A 17,402-nucleotide genomic window follows, 5' to 3' on the forward strand; every position below is an offset into this window, starting at 1 on the left:
TCAGGCATCTGCAGGCTGCCCTGACTCGATCTCGGACATGTCGCCGGTCCGAGGGCAGCGCTAGGACGCTCGCGGGCGCAACCTGATTGAAAACCCGCGCCTGCGGCTCGCGCCTGTGGGCGAACGTGTTCGCCGAGCCCTCGGATGAAGGCAAGCTTGCTCGCGCGTCAACAACGGCCAACCAAGCGGCGATGCTGTCGTGCCTCCGCTTGCCTCACCACCTAGCTGCAGCTAGAATCTACTCGTCTATAGAAAATTGCAATAGCAAGCTCCCAGAGGTCGAGGATCGAAACAATGCAGGTCGCTGTCCAACACGAGCTCATCGAGCGCTACCGCAAGCTCGCTGAGGCGAATTCCACACAACTGAGCGATGGCCCGCAGATGTTGCCCGCCGGCGAGTACACATCAAGCGAACAGCTGGAGCAGGAACGCGAAATCCTGTTCAGGCGTCACCCGGTGGTGGTAGCGCTCACCGCAGACGTGCCGGATCCCGGGGCCGTCTTGGCGACGCACATCGACGGGGTGCCGCTGCTGGTGGCTCGGGCCAAGGATGGACGCGCCCGGGTCTTCATCAATGCGTGCCGGCATCGCGGTGCGCCACTCGTCGAACCCGACTGCCGCAGAACAGGCGCCAGAAATCTGAGCTGCCCGTTCCATGCGTGGTTGTACGCGCTGGACGGCAAGCTGATGCGCAGGCCGATCGCCCAGGATTACTTCAACGGTGAGTCGTCCAACCTGAAGGAGGTCTCCTCCGACGAGGCACACGGTCTGATTCTGGCTCGGCTCGACGGCGCCCCCGTGGACGCCAACGCCTACCTGGGCCGGTTGAGCGAGGATCTGGACAGTTTCGGGCTGGCCAACTTCCATCACGTGGAGACACGCAAGGCAATCCAAAACGCCAACTGGAAGATGATCATCGACACCTTCCTCGAGACATACCACGTCTTCTCGCTGCACAACTCCTCGATCTCGCGGCTCTACCACTCGCGCCCCCAGCTGTTCGACGCGTTCGACCAGCACTGCCGCAGCATCGGCATCCGAAAATCGATTGATGACATCGGCGAGGACCGCAGCACCTGGCAGTTTCCCCCGCACGCCACGATTCACTACATCGTCTTTCCCAATACCATCGTTGTGCATCAGCTCGACCATTTCGAGGTATGGCGGATCTTCCCGCATGAGGAGCCGGGCAGCGCCGTCGTGGAAACGAGCATCTACGCACCGGAACCGCCCAACGACGACACGATCAAGAAGTGGATTCTCAATCTCGACATCCTGATGCAGGTCACCGGTCAGGAAGATTTTCCGATGTGCGCGAAGATCCAGACGGGGCTGGACAGCGGTAGTGTCGATTCGCTGGTGTTCGGCCAGAATGAACTGGGGTTGATCCATTTCCACGAACAGATTGCCGAAGCCCTGTGCCCAGTGAATTCTGGTACGACCCGCTGACGCCGGTCAGCTTCCTTCGCCGCGCCGCGGCCATTTACGGCGACAACACCGCCGTCATCGACGGCGAACGCACGTTCAGCTATCGCGAGCTGCTCGACCGGAGCACGCGGCTGGCCGGCGCGCTCAGCGTCCTCGCCGGCGGAAACGCCGTGGCGATCCTCGCGCCGAACAGCCACATGTTGCTCGAAGCGCACTACGGCGTGCCGTGGTCCGGTTCGCCTCTGCTCACGCTCAACATACGGCTGTCTGCGCCTGAGCTCGCCTGGATCATCGGCCACGCGGAAGCGGCCGTCCTCATTTACGACAGTTCGCTGTCATCACTGGCCCACGCGGTGTCGGATCTGGCCGCCGAGCGGGTGAAACTGGTGTGTTGCGGTGGGGAAGATGACGAATACGAACGGCTGCTCGCCGATGCGGAGCCTCGGATCCAGCCGATCACCGACGAGAACGCCTTGCTCTCGCTCAACTACACCAGTGGCACAACCGGCAAACCCAAGGGTGTGATGTATCACCACCGCGGGGCATACCTGCAGGCGGTCGCGATGGCCAACCAGATGCACCTGGACAGCAGCTCGAAGATGCTGTGGACGCTACCGATGTTCCACTGTCACGGTTGGTGCTTCACCTGGGCGGTGACGGCGGCTGGGGGCACCCACGTGTGCCTGCGGGCGGTGGATGATGCGGAGATTTGGCGGCTGATCGACGACGAGGGCATCACTCATCTCAACGGCGCACCCACCGTGTTGACTTCGATCGCCTACGGCGACGGGGCTTACCGGCTGAATGCCGCACACAAGCTGCTCATCGGCACCGGCGGCGCCCCGCCGACCCCCACCATCTTGGCGCGCCTCGCCGAGCTGAACATGGACGTCATTCACCTCTACGGACTCACGGAAACCTACGGGCCCGCCGTTATCTGCGAATGGCAGCAGACCTGGGATTCGCTCGACCCGCCGCGCCGCGCGCGGCTCAAGGCCAGACAAGGCGTGTGCAACATCGTCTCGCAGCCTATTCGCGTCGTCGATGCTGATGGCGCTGACGTTCCGGCGGACGGTCAGTCGATCGGCGAAGTCGCGATTCGCGGAAACAACGTGATGGCAGGCTATTTCAAAAACCCGGAAGCAACTGCTGCTGCCGTGCCCGACGGTTGGTTCCGCACCGGTGATCTCGGCGTGCTCCACGAGGACGGGTACTTGGAGCTCCGAGACCGCAGCAAGGACATCATCATTTCTGGCGGTGAGAACATCTCGTCGATCGAAGTGGAAAATGCCATCGCCTCGCACGAGTCGGTGCTCGAGGTCGCCGTCGTCGCCGTGCCCGACGATCGCTGGGGCGAGGTTCCGGTCGCACACATCACCCTGCGTCCGGGAGCCACCGCCGACCAGGCCGACATCGAACGACACGTCCGCGAGCAAATTGGCGGGTTCAAGGTGCCCAAGCGAATGGTGTTCGGGGCGCTGCCGAAGACCGGCACCGGCAAGGTGCAGAAATTCGCGCTGCGAGAACAGTGGCGTCAGAAGCTGCAGTCACCTGACGTCACAGTCTAATCAGCTACCGGCGCACCGTCAGGCTCGTCACCGGCGTCATGCGGTGTGCCGCCACGATCCAACACCAGGGAGCGTCCATGCCCAACGATCTCATCTCACGGCGCGACGTCGACTTCCTCCTCTACGAGTGGCTGGGTATCGACGAACTGCCGAAGCGTGAGCGCTACTCCGACCACAGTAGGGAGACGTTCGACGGGGTGCTCGACCTTTGTGAGCAACTCGCCGAGAAGTACTTCGCGCCGCACAACAAGCTCAATGACACCAGGGAGCCGACGTTCGATGGACGTCACGTCCACGTCAACGCCGAGGTGAAGCGAGCGCTCGACGCATTCGCGGCCGCGGACCTCATCGGCATGAGTATGGATTACGAACTCGGGGGCGCGCAGCTGCCGGTCACCGTGGCAAGCGCGGGCTTCGCCTGGTTTCACGCGGCCAATGTCAGCACCGCAGCCTATCTGATGCTCACCATGGCCAACGCGAACTTGCTGGCCACATATGGAAGCGCGCGTGACCACGAGCTCTTCGTCAAACCTATGCTCGCTGGGCGGTTTTCGGGGACCATGTGTCTCTCCGAGCCGCAAGCCGGGTCGTCGCTCGCCGACGTCACCACCCGCGCCGAACCCACCGACGACGGCCGTTACCGACTTTTCGGCAACAAGATGTGGATCTCGGGCGGTGAGCACGAGATGACCGAGAACATCGTGCATCTGGTTCTCGCGCGCATCGCCGGGTCACCAGCGGGGGTCAAAGGGCTTTCCCTGTTCATCGTGCCCAAGTTCCTGGTCGATGAGGATGCGGCGATCGGAGAACGAAACGACGTCTCCCTTGGTGGACTCAATCACAAGATGGGGTACCGCGGCACGACGAACACCGTCCTGAACTTCGGTGAGGGTGCCCATCGCCCGTTGGGTTCGGCAGGTGCAGTGGGGTACCTGGTTGGCCAACCCAATGCCGGTATTTCATACATGTTCCACATGATGAACGAGGCCCGGCTTGGTGTCGGTATCGGCGCCGTTGCACTGGGATACACCGGCTACCTCAAGTCGGTGCGATACGCCAGTGAGCGGTTGCAGGGCCGCGTTCCAGCCCGCAAGAACGCGGAGGACAAGCCCGTGCCGATCATCGCCCATGCCGACGTCCGCCGAATGTTGCTGGCTCAAAAAGCCTACGTCGAAGGCGCTTTGGCCCTCGCGTTGTATTGCGGATACCTCATCGACACGCGTGCCAGTAGCGAGGACAAAAAAGACGCCGAAGAATCTGCGCTACTGCTTGATGTGCTGACACCTATTGCCAAGAGCTGGCCCTCGCAGTGGTGCCTCGCGGCCAACGATCTCGCGATCCAGGTACATGGAGGCTACGGATATACCCGCGACTACGACGTGGAACAGCACTACCGCGATAACCGCTTGAATCCGATACATGAGGGCACGCACGGCATTCAGAGCCTGGACCTGCTCGGCCGCAAAGTAACTCAGCACAACGGCGCAAGCCTGGCCTTGCTGTCCGACCGCATCGGCAAGGCGATCGACGGCGCGGCTGCCCTGGGCGGGGAACTCGCACACCTCGCCAATCGACTGCGTGAGCGGTGGGCCCGCCTGGTCGAAGTAACAGCGAAACTTGTCGATGAGTCCGATCGCGAACTGGCGCTGGCCAACAGCGCGATCTATCTCGAGGCGTTCGGCCACTTGGTGATTGCGTGGATGTGGCTGGAGTTGATGATCACCAGCGCGCCGAAGAACACTGACTTTCACGCTGGCAAGATGCAGGCCGGCAGGTTCTTCTTCCGCTACGAGCTGCCCCGCGTCGATCCCCAGCTCGATCTGCTCGAGACCCTCGACAGCACGACCGTCGACATGAAGACGGAATGGTTCTGAAACGCGCCGAGCCGACATTGAGCCACCGAGAGCCGGCCTGGAGGCGCCTCACCACCAGTATGAGTGCACTCGCTCCTGAGTCATTCGACGACGTGCGGCACAGCGTGGGGTCGGTAGGCAGGCTCGATCCTCACGCCGAACGAGCGTGCCGCGAAGGCGACCATGTGGTAGTGCCCGACTACCATCGGCACCTCGATCAGCTGCTCCTGGTCGTAGTGCGCCGCCAGGACCGACCATGTCGACGCCGAGATCTCGCACTCGTCGTGGAGTTCGTCGGCGCTTCTGATCAGCGCCGACTCCAGTTCCGTCCAGCCGTCGGCGCCGGCGCCGGCGCGGACCCGGTCGACCTCCTCGGACGTCATCCCGGCGTCCGCGGCAAACACCAGGTGATGGGCCCATTCGTAGGCGGCCCCGCAGCGATCGGCGGTCCGCAGGATCAGCAATTCCCGGTCACGGGCAGACAACTTCCCGCTGAGCAGGCCTCCGCACAGTGGCAGCCAGCGGCGGAAAAGGCGCTGGTGTCGTACCAGGGTAGTGAACAGATTGAGGTCACGCCCCGGCCCGACTTTATCGAGCAGCTCGTTCGTCGCGTCATCGCGCTCGTCGACCGGGAGCGGCGCGATGCGGACTTCGGAGCGGTCTTCCCCAGCCGAGGCCGCGCCCTCAGGCATGCGCCGGGACGGCAATGGGAGGCAACGCACGCTCGGGGTCGATGGTCTTCAACCGGGGCAACACCTTCTCTGCGAACAATTCCTGATTGGCCGTAGCGATCTCGGGGCTCATTCCCGCGAAGGACAGTACCGCCGTCATCCCGACGCCGTCGATGCGACGAACATGGTCGGTCAACTGTTCCACCACCTCGTCCGGCGTGCCATAGACCTGCAATTCGGCGAGGAATTTCACGAAGTTATCCGCCCCGTGCTTTTCGATGTTGGCGGCGAACTTGCCGTAGTACTCGTAACCGGGGACCTTCGCCAGGCCTGGATTGCTGAACTCGTACCAATCGAAAGTCGATTTCGCGTACCTGTAGTGATACTGCTCGTGCAACTCTTGTGCGGCAGCCGACGACTCGTGCACGATCACAAAGGACATGAGCAGTGGTTTGGGCGGCTCGTAACCGTTTAACTCGACGAACCGATCGTGGTACTTCGTGACGTCGGCAACCGTGACGTCCCAGGGCTTTTGGGCGATCACCATGATGCCCGCACCGAGTTCAGCGACGATGTCCATCGATTCAGGCGACACCGAGGATGCGTATGTGCGGTTGCGCAGCGGAGCCAGTGGCTGGGGTCGAAGTTGCACGGGCGGCTGCTTCCAGAGTTCACCTTCCGACTCGATGATGCCGGTGTCGAAGGCGTTGAGGATGCCTTTTGCATACTCCTGGAAGCGCTGGCGCGACTCCCCCATGTTCAGCCGGAAGCCCTCGAATTCGTGGCGGCCGAGGCCGCGGCCGATGCCGAACAACAGACGACCGTTCGAGAGGTGGTCGAGCACCGAGAGCTCCTCAGCGACCCGCAGCGGTTCATGCCACGGAAGCACCACGACTGAGGATCCCAGCCGGACGTGCTTAGTCTTGGCCGCCAGATACGTCAACAGCTGCAACGTGTTTGGTGACACGTCGTAGCCGCCGAAGTGGTGCTCGGCGATCCAAAACGACTCGAAGCCGAGGGGCTCCGCCTGTTCTGCAAGCGCGATCTCGTGCTTGTACAGCGCTGAGTCGGAACGATCCTCGTCGGGGTTCTGGAAGAAGACGCTCTTGCCAACGTGCATGTGTTTGACCTATCTGAAGTTCGGTTGACGGTCAGATTCTACCATAAAGTAGAATTTCGTCTACAGTCGTTCGCCACACTTAGCGTGCTTGCCATACGGGTGAACGCTTCTCGGCGAACGCGCGAGGCCCCTCCTTCGCGTCCTCGCTGGCAAGGAGCAGCTCACCCTCGCGTGCGACTCTCGCCCACTTGGGCTCCTCGGCCTCGACGATGCTGCCATCAGCTCCGTAAGCCACGCGCTTGCTCGCCTGGACGGACAGTGGCGCGTTCACGGCGATCCGCTCGGCGAGCTGCAGCGCGTTCTCCACCACTGTGCCGTCGGGAACGACCCTGTTCACCAACCCCCAACGTGCTGCCTCGGCAGCCGAAATCGGGTCGCCCGTGTACAGCAGTTCGAGTGCAACCTTGCGCGGCAGTTGCTCGACGATACGAAAGACACCACCCGCGCCAGCAATCAGACCGCGCTTCACCTCCGGCAATCCGAAGACAGCCCGCTCCTCCGCTACGACCAGATCGCTTGCCAGCGCCAGCTCGGTGCCGCCACCGAGCGCCGAGCCGTTGACCGCGGCGATGACCGGCTTGTCGATGAAGTGGTGGACGAGACCGGCGAAACCCCATTCTGGATGGTCTGGATGCAGCACACTCTCGCCACGAGACAACGCCTTGAGGTCGGCCCCTGCGCAGAACGACTTGTCACCCGCACCGGTCACCACGACCGCCCAGACTGTCGGATCATGCTGCGCTGCCTCGAGCGCATCACCGACGGCTGCACTTACCGCTTCGTTTACGGCATTGCGGGCGCCGGGTCTGTTGATGGTGATGATGAGGACCCGTCCGGACTTCCGGATGAGCGCCGCATCCGTGCTCACGGCCTCCGACGTCGTCACACCAACTCCACGACGGTCGCGTTGGCCTGGCCGCCACCTTCGCACATCGATTGCAGCCCGTACCTGATGTTGTTCGCCCTCATGTGATGGACCATGGTCGTCAGCAGTCGGGCACCGGAGCCCCCGAGGGGATGGCCGAGGGCGATCGCGCCGCCGTTGGGGTTCAACAGCTTCTCGTCCGCGCCGATCTCGAGCTGCCATGCCATCGGCACCGGTGCGAATGCCTCGTTGATCTCGAACACCCCGATGTCGCGGACGTTGAGTCCGGACTTGCGTAGCGCCTTCTGGGTAGCCGGAATGGGCGCGGTGAGCATCAGGACTGGATCGGCGCCCGCGAGCACAGCGGTGTGCACGCGGGCGATCGGCGTGCAGCCGAGCTCCTTGGCCTTCTCTCCCGACATGACCAGCAGTGCCGCCGACCCATCGGAGATTTGTGAAGCGTTGCCCGCATGGATGACGCCGTCCTCCTTGAAGGCCGGCTTGAGACCAGCGAGCGTTTCTACCGAGGTTCCGCGCCGAATACCTTCATCGGCTGTCACGAGGGAACCGTCGGCGCGAAGAATGGGCACGATCTGGTCGTCGAAAGCGTGCGAATCCTGTGCGGCTGCGGCCTTCTGGTGGGATTGAGCGGAGAACTCGTCGAGCTGTGTTCGGCTCAGTGCCCACTGCTGGGCGACCAGCTCCGCTCCCACACCTTGATTTGGGATTCCGTAGCGCGTTTGAAACCGCTCGGGGAAAGGGCCGGCGCCGAATTCGGCCGCAGAACCGATGATCACCTGAGACATCGACTCCACTCCCCCGGCGACCACGACGTCGTACTGTCCGGCGATCACGCCCGCGGCGGCGAAGTGCAAGCTCTGCTGACTCGATCCGCATTGCCGATCGACCGTCACGCCGGTGACCGTGTCCGGCCATCCGGCAGTCAGCGCCGCGGTACGTGCGATGTCACTGGACTGTTCGCCGATCTGGCCAACGCAGCCCCAGATCACGTCGTCGACGACGGCCGGATCGACGCCGGCTCGGTCCACCAGCGCGGCGAGCACCTGCGCGGAGAGCTCCGCTGGATGGACGTCGGCCAGTGCGCCGTTGCGCTTACCGACGGGCGATCGGACGGCCTCTACGATGTATGCGTCGACCATGGATTGCATTCCCTTCATTCGTTGCGTCAAGGACGCCATTTCGATAGCTCTTCTGAAGCCGTTGCGCCACGGTTGATGTCGGCGGTGACCAGTGATCGAGAGGACCGCCGACGCGACGTGGCAGTAGTTAGAACTTGTAGGCACCCGACAGGAGGTACTTGGCGATGGTGCGCCGCTGAACTTCTGGCGGACCTTCACTGATCCGCGACACGCGTGTCGTGTGCCAGCCATGGATCATCGCCGCTTCGTTGCTCAGTCCGATCCCGCCCAGAATCTGCATCGACCGGTCGTACACGCGGTACATCGCCTCGGCGACGAGTACGTGGCTCATCGCAGACTCGAATCGCGCCTGATCCCCGGCGTCGTGTTTGCGGGCAACGTCAAGCGATGCCAAACGCGATGTGTAAATGTCCATGCAGTTGTCGGCAAGCATGTTTTGGATCGACTGGTGCTCACTTAGCGTCTTCCCGAATGTTTTGCGCACCTTCGCATAGTCGGCGGCCTTATCGTTGGCCCACCTACCCAGACCGATCAGTCGCGCAAGCTTCGTCATCTTCAGCAGGCCCGAGCCCTCCATTGCCACACGGAAGCCCTCGCCGACTTCACCGAGCCGGTACTGATCCGGAATGCGGACGTCGTTGAAGGTGAGGATTGCTTCTTCGCCGCCGATTTCGTCGAACACCTTGACGATCGAGTACAGGTCGTATCCGGGAACATCGGTGGGCACGTAGAAGCCGGTCAGTCCTCCCTTGCGCGCCGCGAAGCGCTCGCGGTCGGTGATGGCGAACGTGATCAAGAAGTCAGCGGTCGGCGCCCACGAGGCCCATTGCTTGGTGCCGTTGAGCACCCAGTAATCTCCGTCATGGACAGCGGTGGTGGTCATCATCCAGGCGTCGGAGCCTGCGTCGGGCTCCGACATTGCAAATGACCCCTGTACCTCGCCGCGCATGAGCTTGGGCACCAGATCCGCCTTCAGAGCATCAGATGCGTAGGTCCACAACGCCGTCGGACCTGTGCTGGCGTGAGCGAGGACTTGGAAGGCCAGCTGCGTCTGGGGTGAGCCGTACCGGTGACAGAGCGCCTCGAACACTTCGAAGTACAGTTCGGCCCTCAGCCCGCCGCCGCCGAGTTCGGAGGGGCAGAACATTGTGTAGAAACCGGCTTCGGCCGAAGCCATCCGCGCAGCCCTGCGGGCCTGCACTACCTCGTCTGCGATGCGCCCGTCTTCGCGCCAGTACAGCCGCGGGTTGTGCAGGGCCGCCTCGATGGGTTGCTGAATTTTCGCGACTTCTCGGTCGATGAAGGCAAACAGCGCGTCGCACACCTCTTTGGCGCCCAAATCGGTGGGTCCGACGACTTCATTCATTGCCACGGCCACCTCATCACTCCTTTTGAAACCTCGGTCTGGCCCATTTCGGACCAGACCGAGGCAAGTCGCTAATCCTGAAGACAGGCTTCTACGTCAATGTGATATAGGCGGGCCGCATTCTCGTAGAAGATCTTGCGACAGGCGTCCATGGGCAATTCCTTGAGCGTCTCGTCGACCACTTCCCGCGGAGATATCGCCGTCGAGGCCGGCCCGGGAGACAGGCTCGTGGGGTGGGGGAAGTCCGTCTCGAACATCAGGTTGTCGGCGTACGCCGCGCCCATGTAGCGCACCGTTTCGCGTTCGAACCAATACGTGGTGTAGATCTGGTTGCGGAAGTAGTGGCTGGGAAGTTCGCGGTCCAGATGAGCCTTCGCAGCACCGGAGTTCTTCCAGTTCCAGTCCGCGCTCTCGATGAGATACGGGATCCACCCGAAGCCACTTTCGACATTGACAAAGTTCAGGCCCGGGTACTTGTGACACACGCCGGACAGCAGCAGCTCAGACACGTTCTCGCACAGTCCCATCAACGACATCGTGGTCTCCTGCGCGTAGTCGGCCGGGCCCTGGACGTCTTTGATCATGCGGACCCAGTCCTCTTCGGTCTGAGACTGATATCCGACATGGAAGTTGACGGAAAGCTGACGTTCCTCGGCCGCCTTCAGGATCGGCGCCCAATGGTCGTCGCGCAGGCGCGGCAGACCCAACTTGTAGGGTTTGGCCATGAAGTTGATGCCGCGGTGGCCATTGTCGTGGCACCGCTCCAACTCCTTGACCGCCTCGTCCACGTCCCAGAAAGGCAGCGTCGTGAGGCAGACGAACCGCTCCGGAGCAACAGAAGCGAACTCGGTCAAGAAGTCGTTGTACGCACGGATGCAATCCAAGACAAGTTCGGGCTCGTTGTAGCCCATGAAGGCATCCATGGAAAACGCCAGCAGATTCGGGTAAGGAACCTCGGCGGCGATCTTCAGCGAATCCATCCGCTTCACCCGCTCCTTGGCGTCGAACGCTGCCGGGTCCGCCGCCTCCGCGGACGGCGGATGCTTGGGCGGAAACTCATGCCAACCCGCCATCGCATAGCCGGACACCCCGGACAGTCGGCGCCCCCCGATGATCCAGATATCTTCGCCCCGACGCTCGTCGAAGACCACCTTGGGAGCGAGCTCGCTCCACTTCGAAGGCAGCCGGGACGTCCACAGGTCGGGCGGTTCACTTAGATGGGTGTCGGTATCGATGATGGGGATCACTGGGGCGCTCAATTGAGCAACCTCCTATTCAGGCACGGCAGCTGCAGCAGCCAGACGACTTTCTACTACATGTTCGAAAGTAGCACCTCGCGAAGGCGGAACGCAAGCGACCGAGTGCGGGCACACCGCCAACCACGCACGAGGTCGAAGCAGCCCGCTTTCCATTATTCTGCCTCGTGATAGATTCTGTTGCTGTACCGAATCCTGCTGAAAGTTTGCCATGCCCGCTCCGTCGTTCGATCCAAGACTGCTCCGAGACGTATTCGCCTGTCACTCACTAATTTTCTACCGCAGCCGCTGCCATGCGCTCGCCTTCGTCGAAGCGTGAACCACCATCGAATCCGCCCTTCGGCGTTATCAGGAAGGAACATCCATGCCAGGAGTGCAGGACCGCGTCATCGTCGTCACCGGAGCCGGGGGCGGCTTGGGACGTGAGTATGCGTTGACGCTCGCGCGAGAGGGCGCCAGCGTCGTGGTCAACGATCTCGGCGGGGCGCGCGACGGCACGGGCGCCGGGAAGAACATGGCTGACGACGTGGTCGAGGAGATCCTGAACGCCGGCGGCCGGGCGGTGGCCAACTACGACAGCGTGGCCGAGACAGCCGGTGCCGAAAACATCGTCAAGACCGCGCTCGACGAATTCGGCAAGATCGACGGCGTCGTCAGCAATGCCGGTATCTTGCGTGACGGCACGTTTCACAAGATGACGTTCGAGAACTGGGACGCCGTGCAGAAGGTGCATCTCTACGGCGGGTACAACGTTATCCGCGCCGCGTGGCCGCATTTCCGCGAGCAGCACTTCGGCCGCGTCGTGGTCGCCACCTCGACCAGCGGGCTGTTCGGCAACTTCGGCCAGGCCAATTACGGTGCCGCCAAACTCGGCCTCGTCGGGCTGATCAATACGCTGGCGCAAGAGGGCGCAAAATACGACATCATGGCCAACGCCGTGGCACCGATCGCCGCGACGCGCATGACGCAAGACATCATGACCCCGGAGGTCTTCGAGCGCCTGACGCCCGAATATGTTGCGCCGGTGGTGGGCTACCTGATGACGGAGGAGAACTCCGACAGCGCTTCGGTGTTCATCGTTGGCGGGGGCAAGGTGCAGCGCGCGGTGTTGTTCCAGAACGACGGTGTGACCTTCTCCGGGGCAGCGCCGAGCATCGACGACATCGCGGCGAAGTGGGGCGAGATCACTGACGTCTCATCCGCCAAGCTGGCCACCTTCGAGGTCGACGCGCTCTAGACACACGGCCGAGGTGCCGCCGCGGGCACGACGCGGCGGCACCGTCGAGCGCTACGCCTCATAGCCATCGGTGCCTGCGCGCGCCATCACGACCCGACCGATGACCGAGCGCGCCGACATCCTCAGCAAGCACTCGACCAGGGTCGCCACGTCGTCAGCCGGGATCATCGCCTCGGGAGCGATGCGACCACGCACCCACTCCGACATGTCGGTGTCGACGTAAGCGGGTGCGATCGAGGTAGCAGATATGCCGGTGCCCGACTCCTCGGCGTTCAACGTGTCCACCAGCGAAGCTATCGCGGCCTTCGATGCGCCGTACGCAGCCAGTTGGGCCTCGGCGTAGATGGCGGTGATCGACGAAAGCACGATGATCTTGGCCCCCTCGGACGGATGCCGAGCGACCGCCGAGCGCAGCAGCGGCAAGGCTTCCTGGATCAGGACGAACGGGCTCCGGAAGTTCACCGCGATGGTCTTGTCCAGTCGCTTCAGGGGGTAGTCGGCGATCGACCCCGCCGTACCCACGCCAGCATTGAGTATCAATGCCGACATGTCGCCGTATTCGTCGCGGTGTCGCTGGATCAGACCGACAGAAGCGTCCGGATCAGCCATGTCTACAGCGATGGAAAGTACTGCAGGCGAGCCTAATTCGCGCAGATCGTCGCGCACCGCCGCCAGGGCTTCTTCGTTGCGAGCGGTGATGGTAAGCGCCATGTTCCGCGCGGCCAGCCGCCGTGCGATTGCCAATCCGATCCCGCGAGAGGCGCCGGTGATGAGGGCAGAACGCGCAGGAGTGCGGTCGGCCATCACGCTCGACTCGCAGACGCCTCAAACGCGGCGTCGATCTTTCGGAACCGGCGCGCAATCGGCTCGCGGCACTCGTCGTGGGTGAACAAGTACAGTTCGTTCGATCCAATCGCGTCGACGACGATTTTCGCGACCTCGTCCGCCGACACGATGCGACCCGCGAACCCAGGGTCGTCGAAATCGACATCGGTTCCTGCGCTCGGACCGCCGAGACTTTCCGGTCGGTTGCGATGCGAGGCCTCGATGTTGGTGCCGACCTTCATCGGGCAGAGCACGCTGACCTTCACCAACGACTTGCGCAGCTCACGATGCAACGTCTCGGCGAGCGCCACGACACCGTATTTAGTGACCGAGTAAGGACCCAGTCCTTCATTCGTGACGACGCCCGCGAATGAAGCCGTGAAGAAGATGTGCGCATCCCGGTCGGCCCGCACGATCGATGGGAGAAACGCCTCGACACCGTGAATGGGACCCCAGAGATTGACACCGATCATCCACTCCCAGTCCTCGTGCGTCGCATCGACCAGCGGCCCCGTGGCTCCCACGCCGGCATTGAGAAACAAGATGTCGACCGGGCCGAAGCGCTGACTGGTGCGCGCTGCAAGGCTCTCGACGTCTGCACGCTTGGAGACATCAGTACGGACTAGCAATACTTCGGTGCCGGCGGGCAGTTCCGCTGCAGCGGAGTTCAAAGCCGCCTGTTCGATGTCGGCCAGCACGAGCTTGCAACCACGATCCGCCAGACTTCGTGCCGTCGCCAAACCGATCCCGCTGGCTCCGCCGGTAATGACGGCGACTTTGCCCCTCAGTGAATCACTCGAACCCATGTGCTGACACCGTCCTCTGCTGGCACCTTGCGTAAACGCTCCGCGATCCAGATCGAGAGACACGCATCGGGGAGATCGGTCGTGGCCGTACTTTCTATATCTGAATAGATTCTAGCTTAGACTGGTCCCATCGCGACAACGAATCCTCAGAAGCTAGCGTCTTAGACAATGACGCCTTCCATCTTGAGCTCGCCAAACGTGACGTCGTCGACCCCGATCTCGCGCAGGATGGCGTCGGTGTGTTCGGCGAATTGCGGCGCCCGCTTCGACGGAGCAGTCGAAATATCGAATTGAATCGGATTCGCCACCAGCTTGCGCGGAACACCCTGCGCGTCAACGACTTCGACGATCCCGCCGTTGGCGACCAGGTCGTCATCGTTGGCGAGGTCCCAACTGTCCTGCCACACCGCCCACGCGCCACTACATCCGCTGAGCCGACGCTCGCATTCGTCGAGAGGATATCGGCCGATCAAATTCGCGACGATCTCACATGCCGAGTGGATATTCTCGGCGATAGCATCGTGCGTGGCGAAGCGCTTGTCCGCGGCGGCTTCCGGGCTGCCCATGCACATGCAGAACTCCGACCAATAAGGCAACGGATCGAGCATTGCCAACTGAACGAACCGGCCGTCGCGCGTGCGGTAGCTCGCGACGAGCGGATTACCGGCCACGGGCGTGTCGAGTTCCACCTTTGGCAGGTGCCCGCCGCTCATCAGCGCCATGTTGACATCGAACTGCGTCGCCCATGCCCCGACGCCCAGCAGTGACACGTCGATCACCGACGGTTGTCCGGACACGCGACGTCGGTAGAGCGCGGCGGCCACGCCACCGGCGATAGCCAGCCCGCCGATGTTGTCGCCATACGCACCGCACGGCATGTACGTCGGCTCTCCGGCAAGGCACGACGTCGCCCCGTCTGCACTACCCCCTCTCGCCCAAAATGCGGTGGTGTCATAACCCGGCCGGTCCCTGCCGGGACCACGACCGCCGAATCCACTACCCACCGCATAGATGATGTCGGGATTGATGCTGCGCACGTCATCGACATCAATGCGCAACTTGGAGCGGACAACTGGCAGGTGGTTGGTCAGGATGACGTCGCTGCGCCGGAGCAGCGCCTCCAAGATCGGCCGCGCCAGCGGGGACGTCAGACCCAGCCCGATACTCCTCTTACCTCGATTGGGCGCCTCGATGTGTGGCGTGAACGGGCTCGATGGCTCTGACCACTCGCTGTGCGACGCCGTGAACAGGTTACGCTGGGCGTCGCCCGTCACCGGATTCTCGACCTTGATAACATCAGCGCCCCAGTCGGCGAGTATGGCCCCTGCTGACGGCACGAAGGTGAACTGCGCTACTTCCAGGACTCGCACACCCGCCAGGGGTTTATCCATGTCGACACCCTCTTGATCTCGATCGATTAGTCGCAGATGCGCGTCGCGACGTCAGGACGTCCGCTGCGAAGTCAAAGCCCGAGGTCACGCCCGATCAGGTCTTTCATGATCTCGGTCGTTCCCCCGAGGATCGTCTGGATGCGTACGTCTGCGTAGTCGTTAGCAACCCGGTACTCCCTCATGTAGCCGTAGCCGCCGTGGAGCTGCACGCAGCCGTCGACGACCTTCTTCGCAACTTCCGTGCACCACCATTTGGCCTTCGCCGCCTCGACCGCCGATAGGTCGTCATCGACGACCGCTGACAGGCATCTGTCGATGTACTGCTCGGAGACGTCTAGTTCGGTATCCATCTCGGCCAGTAAGAATCTGTTGTGCTGGAAGCTGCCGATCGATTGACCGAACGCCTTGCGATCCTTCGCATATTGCAGAGTCTGCCGCCAAGTTTCTCGGGCGCCGGCAATCGCGGAGATGGCGATCGACAGTCGCTCCGAGGGAAGGTTGTGCATCAGGTGGTAGAACCCGCGGCCTACCTCGCCCAGGACGTTCGCCATCGGCACGCGAACGCGCTCGAAATGGAGTTCGGCGGTGTCGTGTGTGTGCAGACCGAGCTTGTCGAGCTTTCGGCCACGGATGAAGCCCGGCATGTCACGCTCCACCACAAGGAGCGTGAACCCCCGGTGGCCAGCAGAGGGATCGGTCCGCGTCACGACGACGACGAGATCTGCGTTGATTCCTGATGAGATGAAGGTCTTCGACCCGTTCAGGACCCATTCGTCGCCGTCGCGCACCGCGGAGGTACGGATCCCGGCCAGATCACTACCCGCACCAGGCTCGGTCATAGCAATTGCGACGATGGTTTGTCCGCTGATGATTCCCGGCAACCAGCGCCTCTTCTGCTCGTCAGTCGTCAGCGACTTGAAATACGGCCCGACGACGTCGTTCTGAAGCGTGAGAGCGGGGACGCGGGTTCCGAACTTGGACAGCTCTTCATTGATCACCGCGTTGAAGCGGAAGTCGTCGCTGCCGCCGCCGCCGAATTCCTCGGGCATATTGAAACCGATCAGACCGTATTTGCCGGCTGCGATGAACGCCGATCGGTCAACGATCCGCAGCCTCTCCCATTCGTCGGCGTAAGGCGCGACCTCACGTTCGATGAAGTTCTTAGTAGTCGCACGGAGTTGCTCGTGCTCGGCATTGAAAATGAGGCGTCTCACCCGATACCCCTGCGCTTTCGTTAGCCACGCGCGGTGGCTGGCTGGCTGGCTGGCTGCCGATGGGATCTGCCTCAGCGGGATCCGCGATGCGGGTGTCGCGTGGTTCGTCGGCAATCCGCCAGATGCATTTTTGGTTTTCAGACAGATTATACTAACGAGTCGAATTTTCCTAGGCCCGCGGAGCCTCTCCAATCCGCCTTCCCGCGATGCAAACCACGACGACGTGCGGCATTGCGATGCTCATCCCGTTTCTCCGCAGACTGTCTCGACGGATCCGTGTTATCGCATAAGCGTGCGCCCATGGGCAGCAGTCACACGCGGGCCGCCTGGCGGGCCGCCACCCCCGCGACCTTTGGCTCGAAGATTGTGTCCGCACTCCCCTAAGTCAGCAAAGCCGCTGCCGACCGTCTACATTCGGCACCCGAGCCGGCCTGTTCCGCGGCGACAGGCGTCGCAGATCGGCGCAGAGAAAGCGCAGCGTCCCGAGGTAGATCACCAGCTCATCGTATTGCCGTTAGGGGCGGTCGAGCCCCAAACCGGCCAAGCCCTCACTCGAAGGCGAGCGCCGCCAGTCGCTGTCGAGGAGCCGCGGTTAGGGCGGTTCAATTCGGTGAGCAGGCCATCTTGTTTCCCGGCAATACG

14 protein-coding genes are annotated in these 17,402 nt (G+C 62.5%); 4 read left to right on the forward strand and 10 right to left on the reverse strand.

From position 1 onward, the window contains the following. Positions 1 to 294: 294 nt before the first annotated feature. The 3 genes from G6N51_RS09250 to G6N51_RS09260 all read left to right on the forward strand — a co-directional run bounded on the left by G6N51_RS09250 (position 295) and on the right by G6N51_RS09260 (position 4,870). On the forward strand, positions 295 to 1,449 hold the full coding sequence (locus G6N51_RS09250) for an aromatic ring-hydroxylating oxygenase subunit alpha (protein WP_083174134.1): 1,155 nt from the start codon (positions 295 to 297) through the stop codon (positions 1,447 to 1,449). Beyond that, complete coding sequence (locus G6N51_RS09255; protein WP_083174133.1) at positions 1,419 to 2,996, forward strand: AMP-binding protein; 1,578 nt, start codon at positions 1,419 to 1,421, stop codon at positions 2,994 to 2,996. Before G6N51_RS09250 ends, G6N51_RS09255 begins: the two co-directional genes overlap by 31 nt. 77 nt (positions 2,997 to 3,073) lie before the next feature. Continuing rightward, positions 3,074 to 4,870 carry an acyl-CoA dehydrogenase gene (locus tag G6N51_RS09260; protein WP_083174160.1) on the forward strand — a complete coding sequence of 599 codons (1,797 nt, stop codon included), beginning with the start codon at positions 3,074 to 3,076 and terminating at the stop codon, positions 4,868 to 4,870. An 80-nt stretch (positions 4,871 to 4,950) separates the two neighbouring features. On the opposite strand, the gene G6N51_RS09265 is transcribed toward G6N51_RS09260, so the two are convergent. The 6 genes from G6N51_RS09265 to G6N51_RS09290 all read right to left on the reverse strand — a co-directional run bounded on the left by G6N51_RS09265 (position 4,951) and on the right by G6N51_RS09290 (position 11,290). Next, positions 4,951 to 5,541 (reverse strand): carboxymuconolactone decarboxylase family protein, encoded by a 591-nt coding sequence (locus G6N51_RS09265; protein WP_142275154.1) that lies wholly within the window; start codon positions 5,539 to 5,541, stop codon positions 4,951 to 4,953. Continuing rightward, positions 5,534 to 6,640 carry an LLM class flavin-dependent oxidoreductase gene (locus tag G6N51_RS09270; RefSeq protein ID WP_083174131.1) on the reverse strand — a complete coding sequence of 369 codons (1,107 nt, stop codon included), beginning with the start codon at positions 6,638 to 6,640 and terminating at the stop codon, positions 5,534 to 5,536. The genes G6N51_RS09265 and G6N51_RS09270 overlap by 8 nt, the downstream gene beginning before the upstream one ends. A 79-nt stretch (positions 6,641 to 6,719) precedes the next feature. Next, positions 6,720 to 7,526: a crotonase/enoyl-CoA hydratase family protein gene (locus tag G6N51_RS09275; protein ID WP_232078300.1), complete on the reverse strand. Its 807-nt coding sequence runs from the start codon at positions 7,524 to 7,526 to the stop codon at positions 6,720 to 6,722. Continuing rightward, positions 7,523 to 8,665: a thiolase family protein gene (locus tag G6N51_RS29160; RefSeq protein WP_083174158.1), complete on the reverse strand. Its 1,143-nt coding sequence runs from the start codon at positions 8,663 to 8,665 to the stop codon at positions 7,523 to 7,525. Before G6N51_RS29160 ends, G6N51_RS09275 begins: the two co-directional genes overlap by 4 nt. 127 nt (positions 8,666 to 8,792) lie before the next feature. Then, positions 8,793 to 10,043: an acyl-CoA dehydrogenase family protein gene (locus tag G6N51_RS09285; RefSeq protein ID WP_142275151.1), complete on the reverse strand. Its 1,251-nt coding sequence runs from the start codon at positions 10,041 to 10,043 to the stop codon at positions 8,793 to 8,795. 59 nt (positions 10,044 to 10,102) lie between these two features. Next, the gene (locus G6N51_RS09290; RefSeq protein ID WP_142275150.1) at positions 10,103 to 11,290 is read right to left on the reverse strand and encodes an amidohydrolase family protein; all 1,188 of its coding nucleotides are present in this window, start codon (positions 11,288 to 11,290) and stop codon (positions 10,103 to 10,105) included. 361 nt (positions 11,291 to 11,651) lie between these two features. Between G6N51_RS09290 and G6N51_RS09295 the strand changes: the two genes are divergently transcribed. Further along, positions 11,652 to 12,524 carry an SDR family oxidoreductase gene (locus tag G6N51_RS09295; protein WP_083174128.1) on the forward strand — a complete coding sequence of 291 codons (873 nt, stop codon included), beginning with the start codon at positions 11,652 to 11,654 and terminating at the stop codon, positions 12,522 to 12,524. A gap of 51 nt (positions 12,525 to 12,575) precedes the next feature. Here G6N51_RS09295 and G6N51_RS09300 read toward each other — a convergent pair whose 3' ends face one another. From G6N51_RS09300 to G6N51_RS09315, 4 genes are all read right to left on the reverse strand, one after another. Beyond that, complete coding sequence (locus G6N51_RS09300; protein ID WP_083174127.1) at positions 12,576 to 13,328, reverse strand: SDR family NAD(P)-dependent oxidoreductase; 753 nt, start codon at positions 13,326 to 13,328, stop codon at positions 12,576 to 12,578. Next, positions 13,328 to 14,155, reverse strand: coding sequence for an SDR family NAD(P)-dependent oxidoreductase (locus tag G6N51_RS09305; RefSeq protein WP_083174126.1), 828 nt, complete (start codon positions 14,153 to 14,155; stop codon positions 13,328 to 13,330). The genes G6N51_RS09300 and G6N51_RS09305 overlap by 1 nt, the downstream gene beginning before the upstream one ends. 161 nt (positions 14,156 to 14,316) lie before the next feature. Further along, the gene (locus G6N51_RS09310) at positions 14,317 to 15,546 is read right to left on the reverse strand and encodes a CaiB/BaiF CoA transferase family protein (protein WP_083174125.1); all 1,230 of its coding nucleotides are present in this window, start codon (positions 15,544 to 15,546) and stop codon (positions 14,317 to 14,319) included. A 71-nt stretch (positions 15,547 to 15,617) separates the two neighbouring features. After that, entirely contained in the window at positions 15,618 to 16,760 is a 1,143-nt protein-coding gene (locus tag G6N51_RS09315) for an acyl-CoA dehydrogenase family protein (protein WP_083174124.1), read from the reverse strand. Positions 16,761 to 17,402 lie beyond the last annotated feature (642 nt).

It is taken from the genome of Mycobacterium paraseoulense (genome assembly GCF_010731655.1).
In the GTDB taxonomy this organism is placed as follows: Bacteria; Actinomycetota; Actinomycetes; order Mycobacteriales; family Mycobacteriaceae; genus Mycobacterium; species Mycobacterium paraseoulense.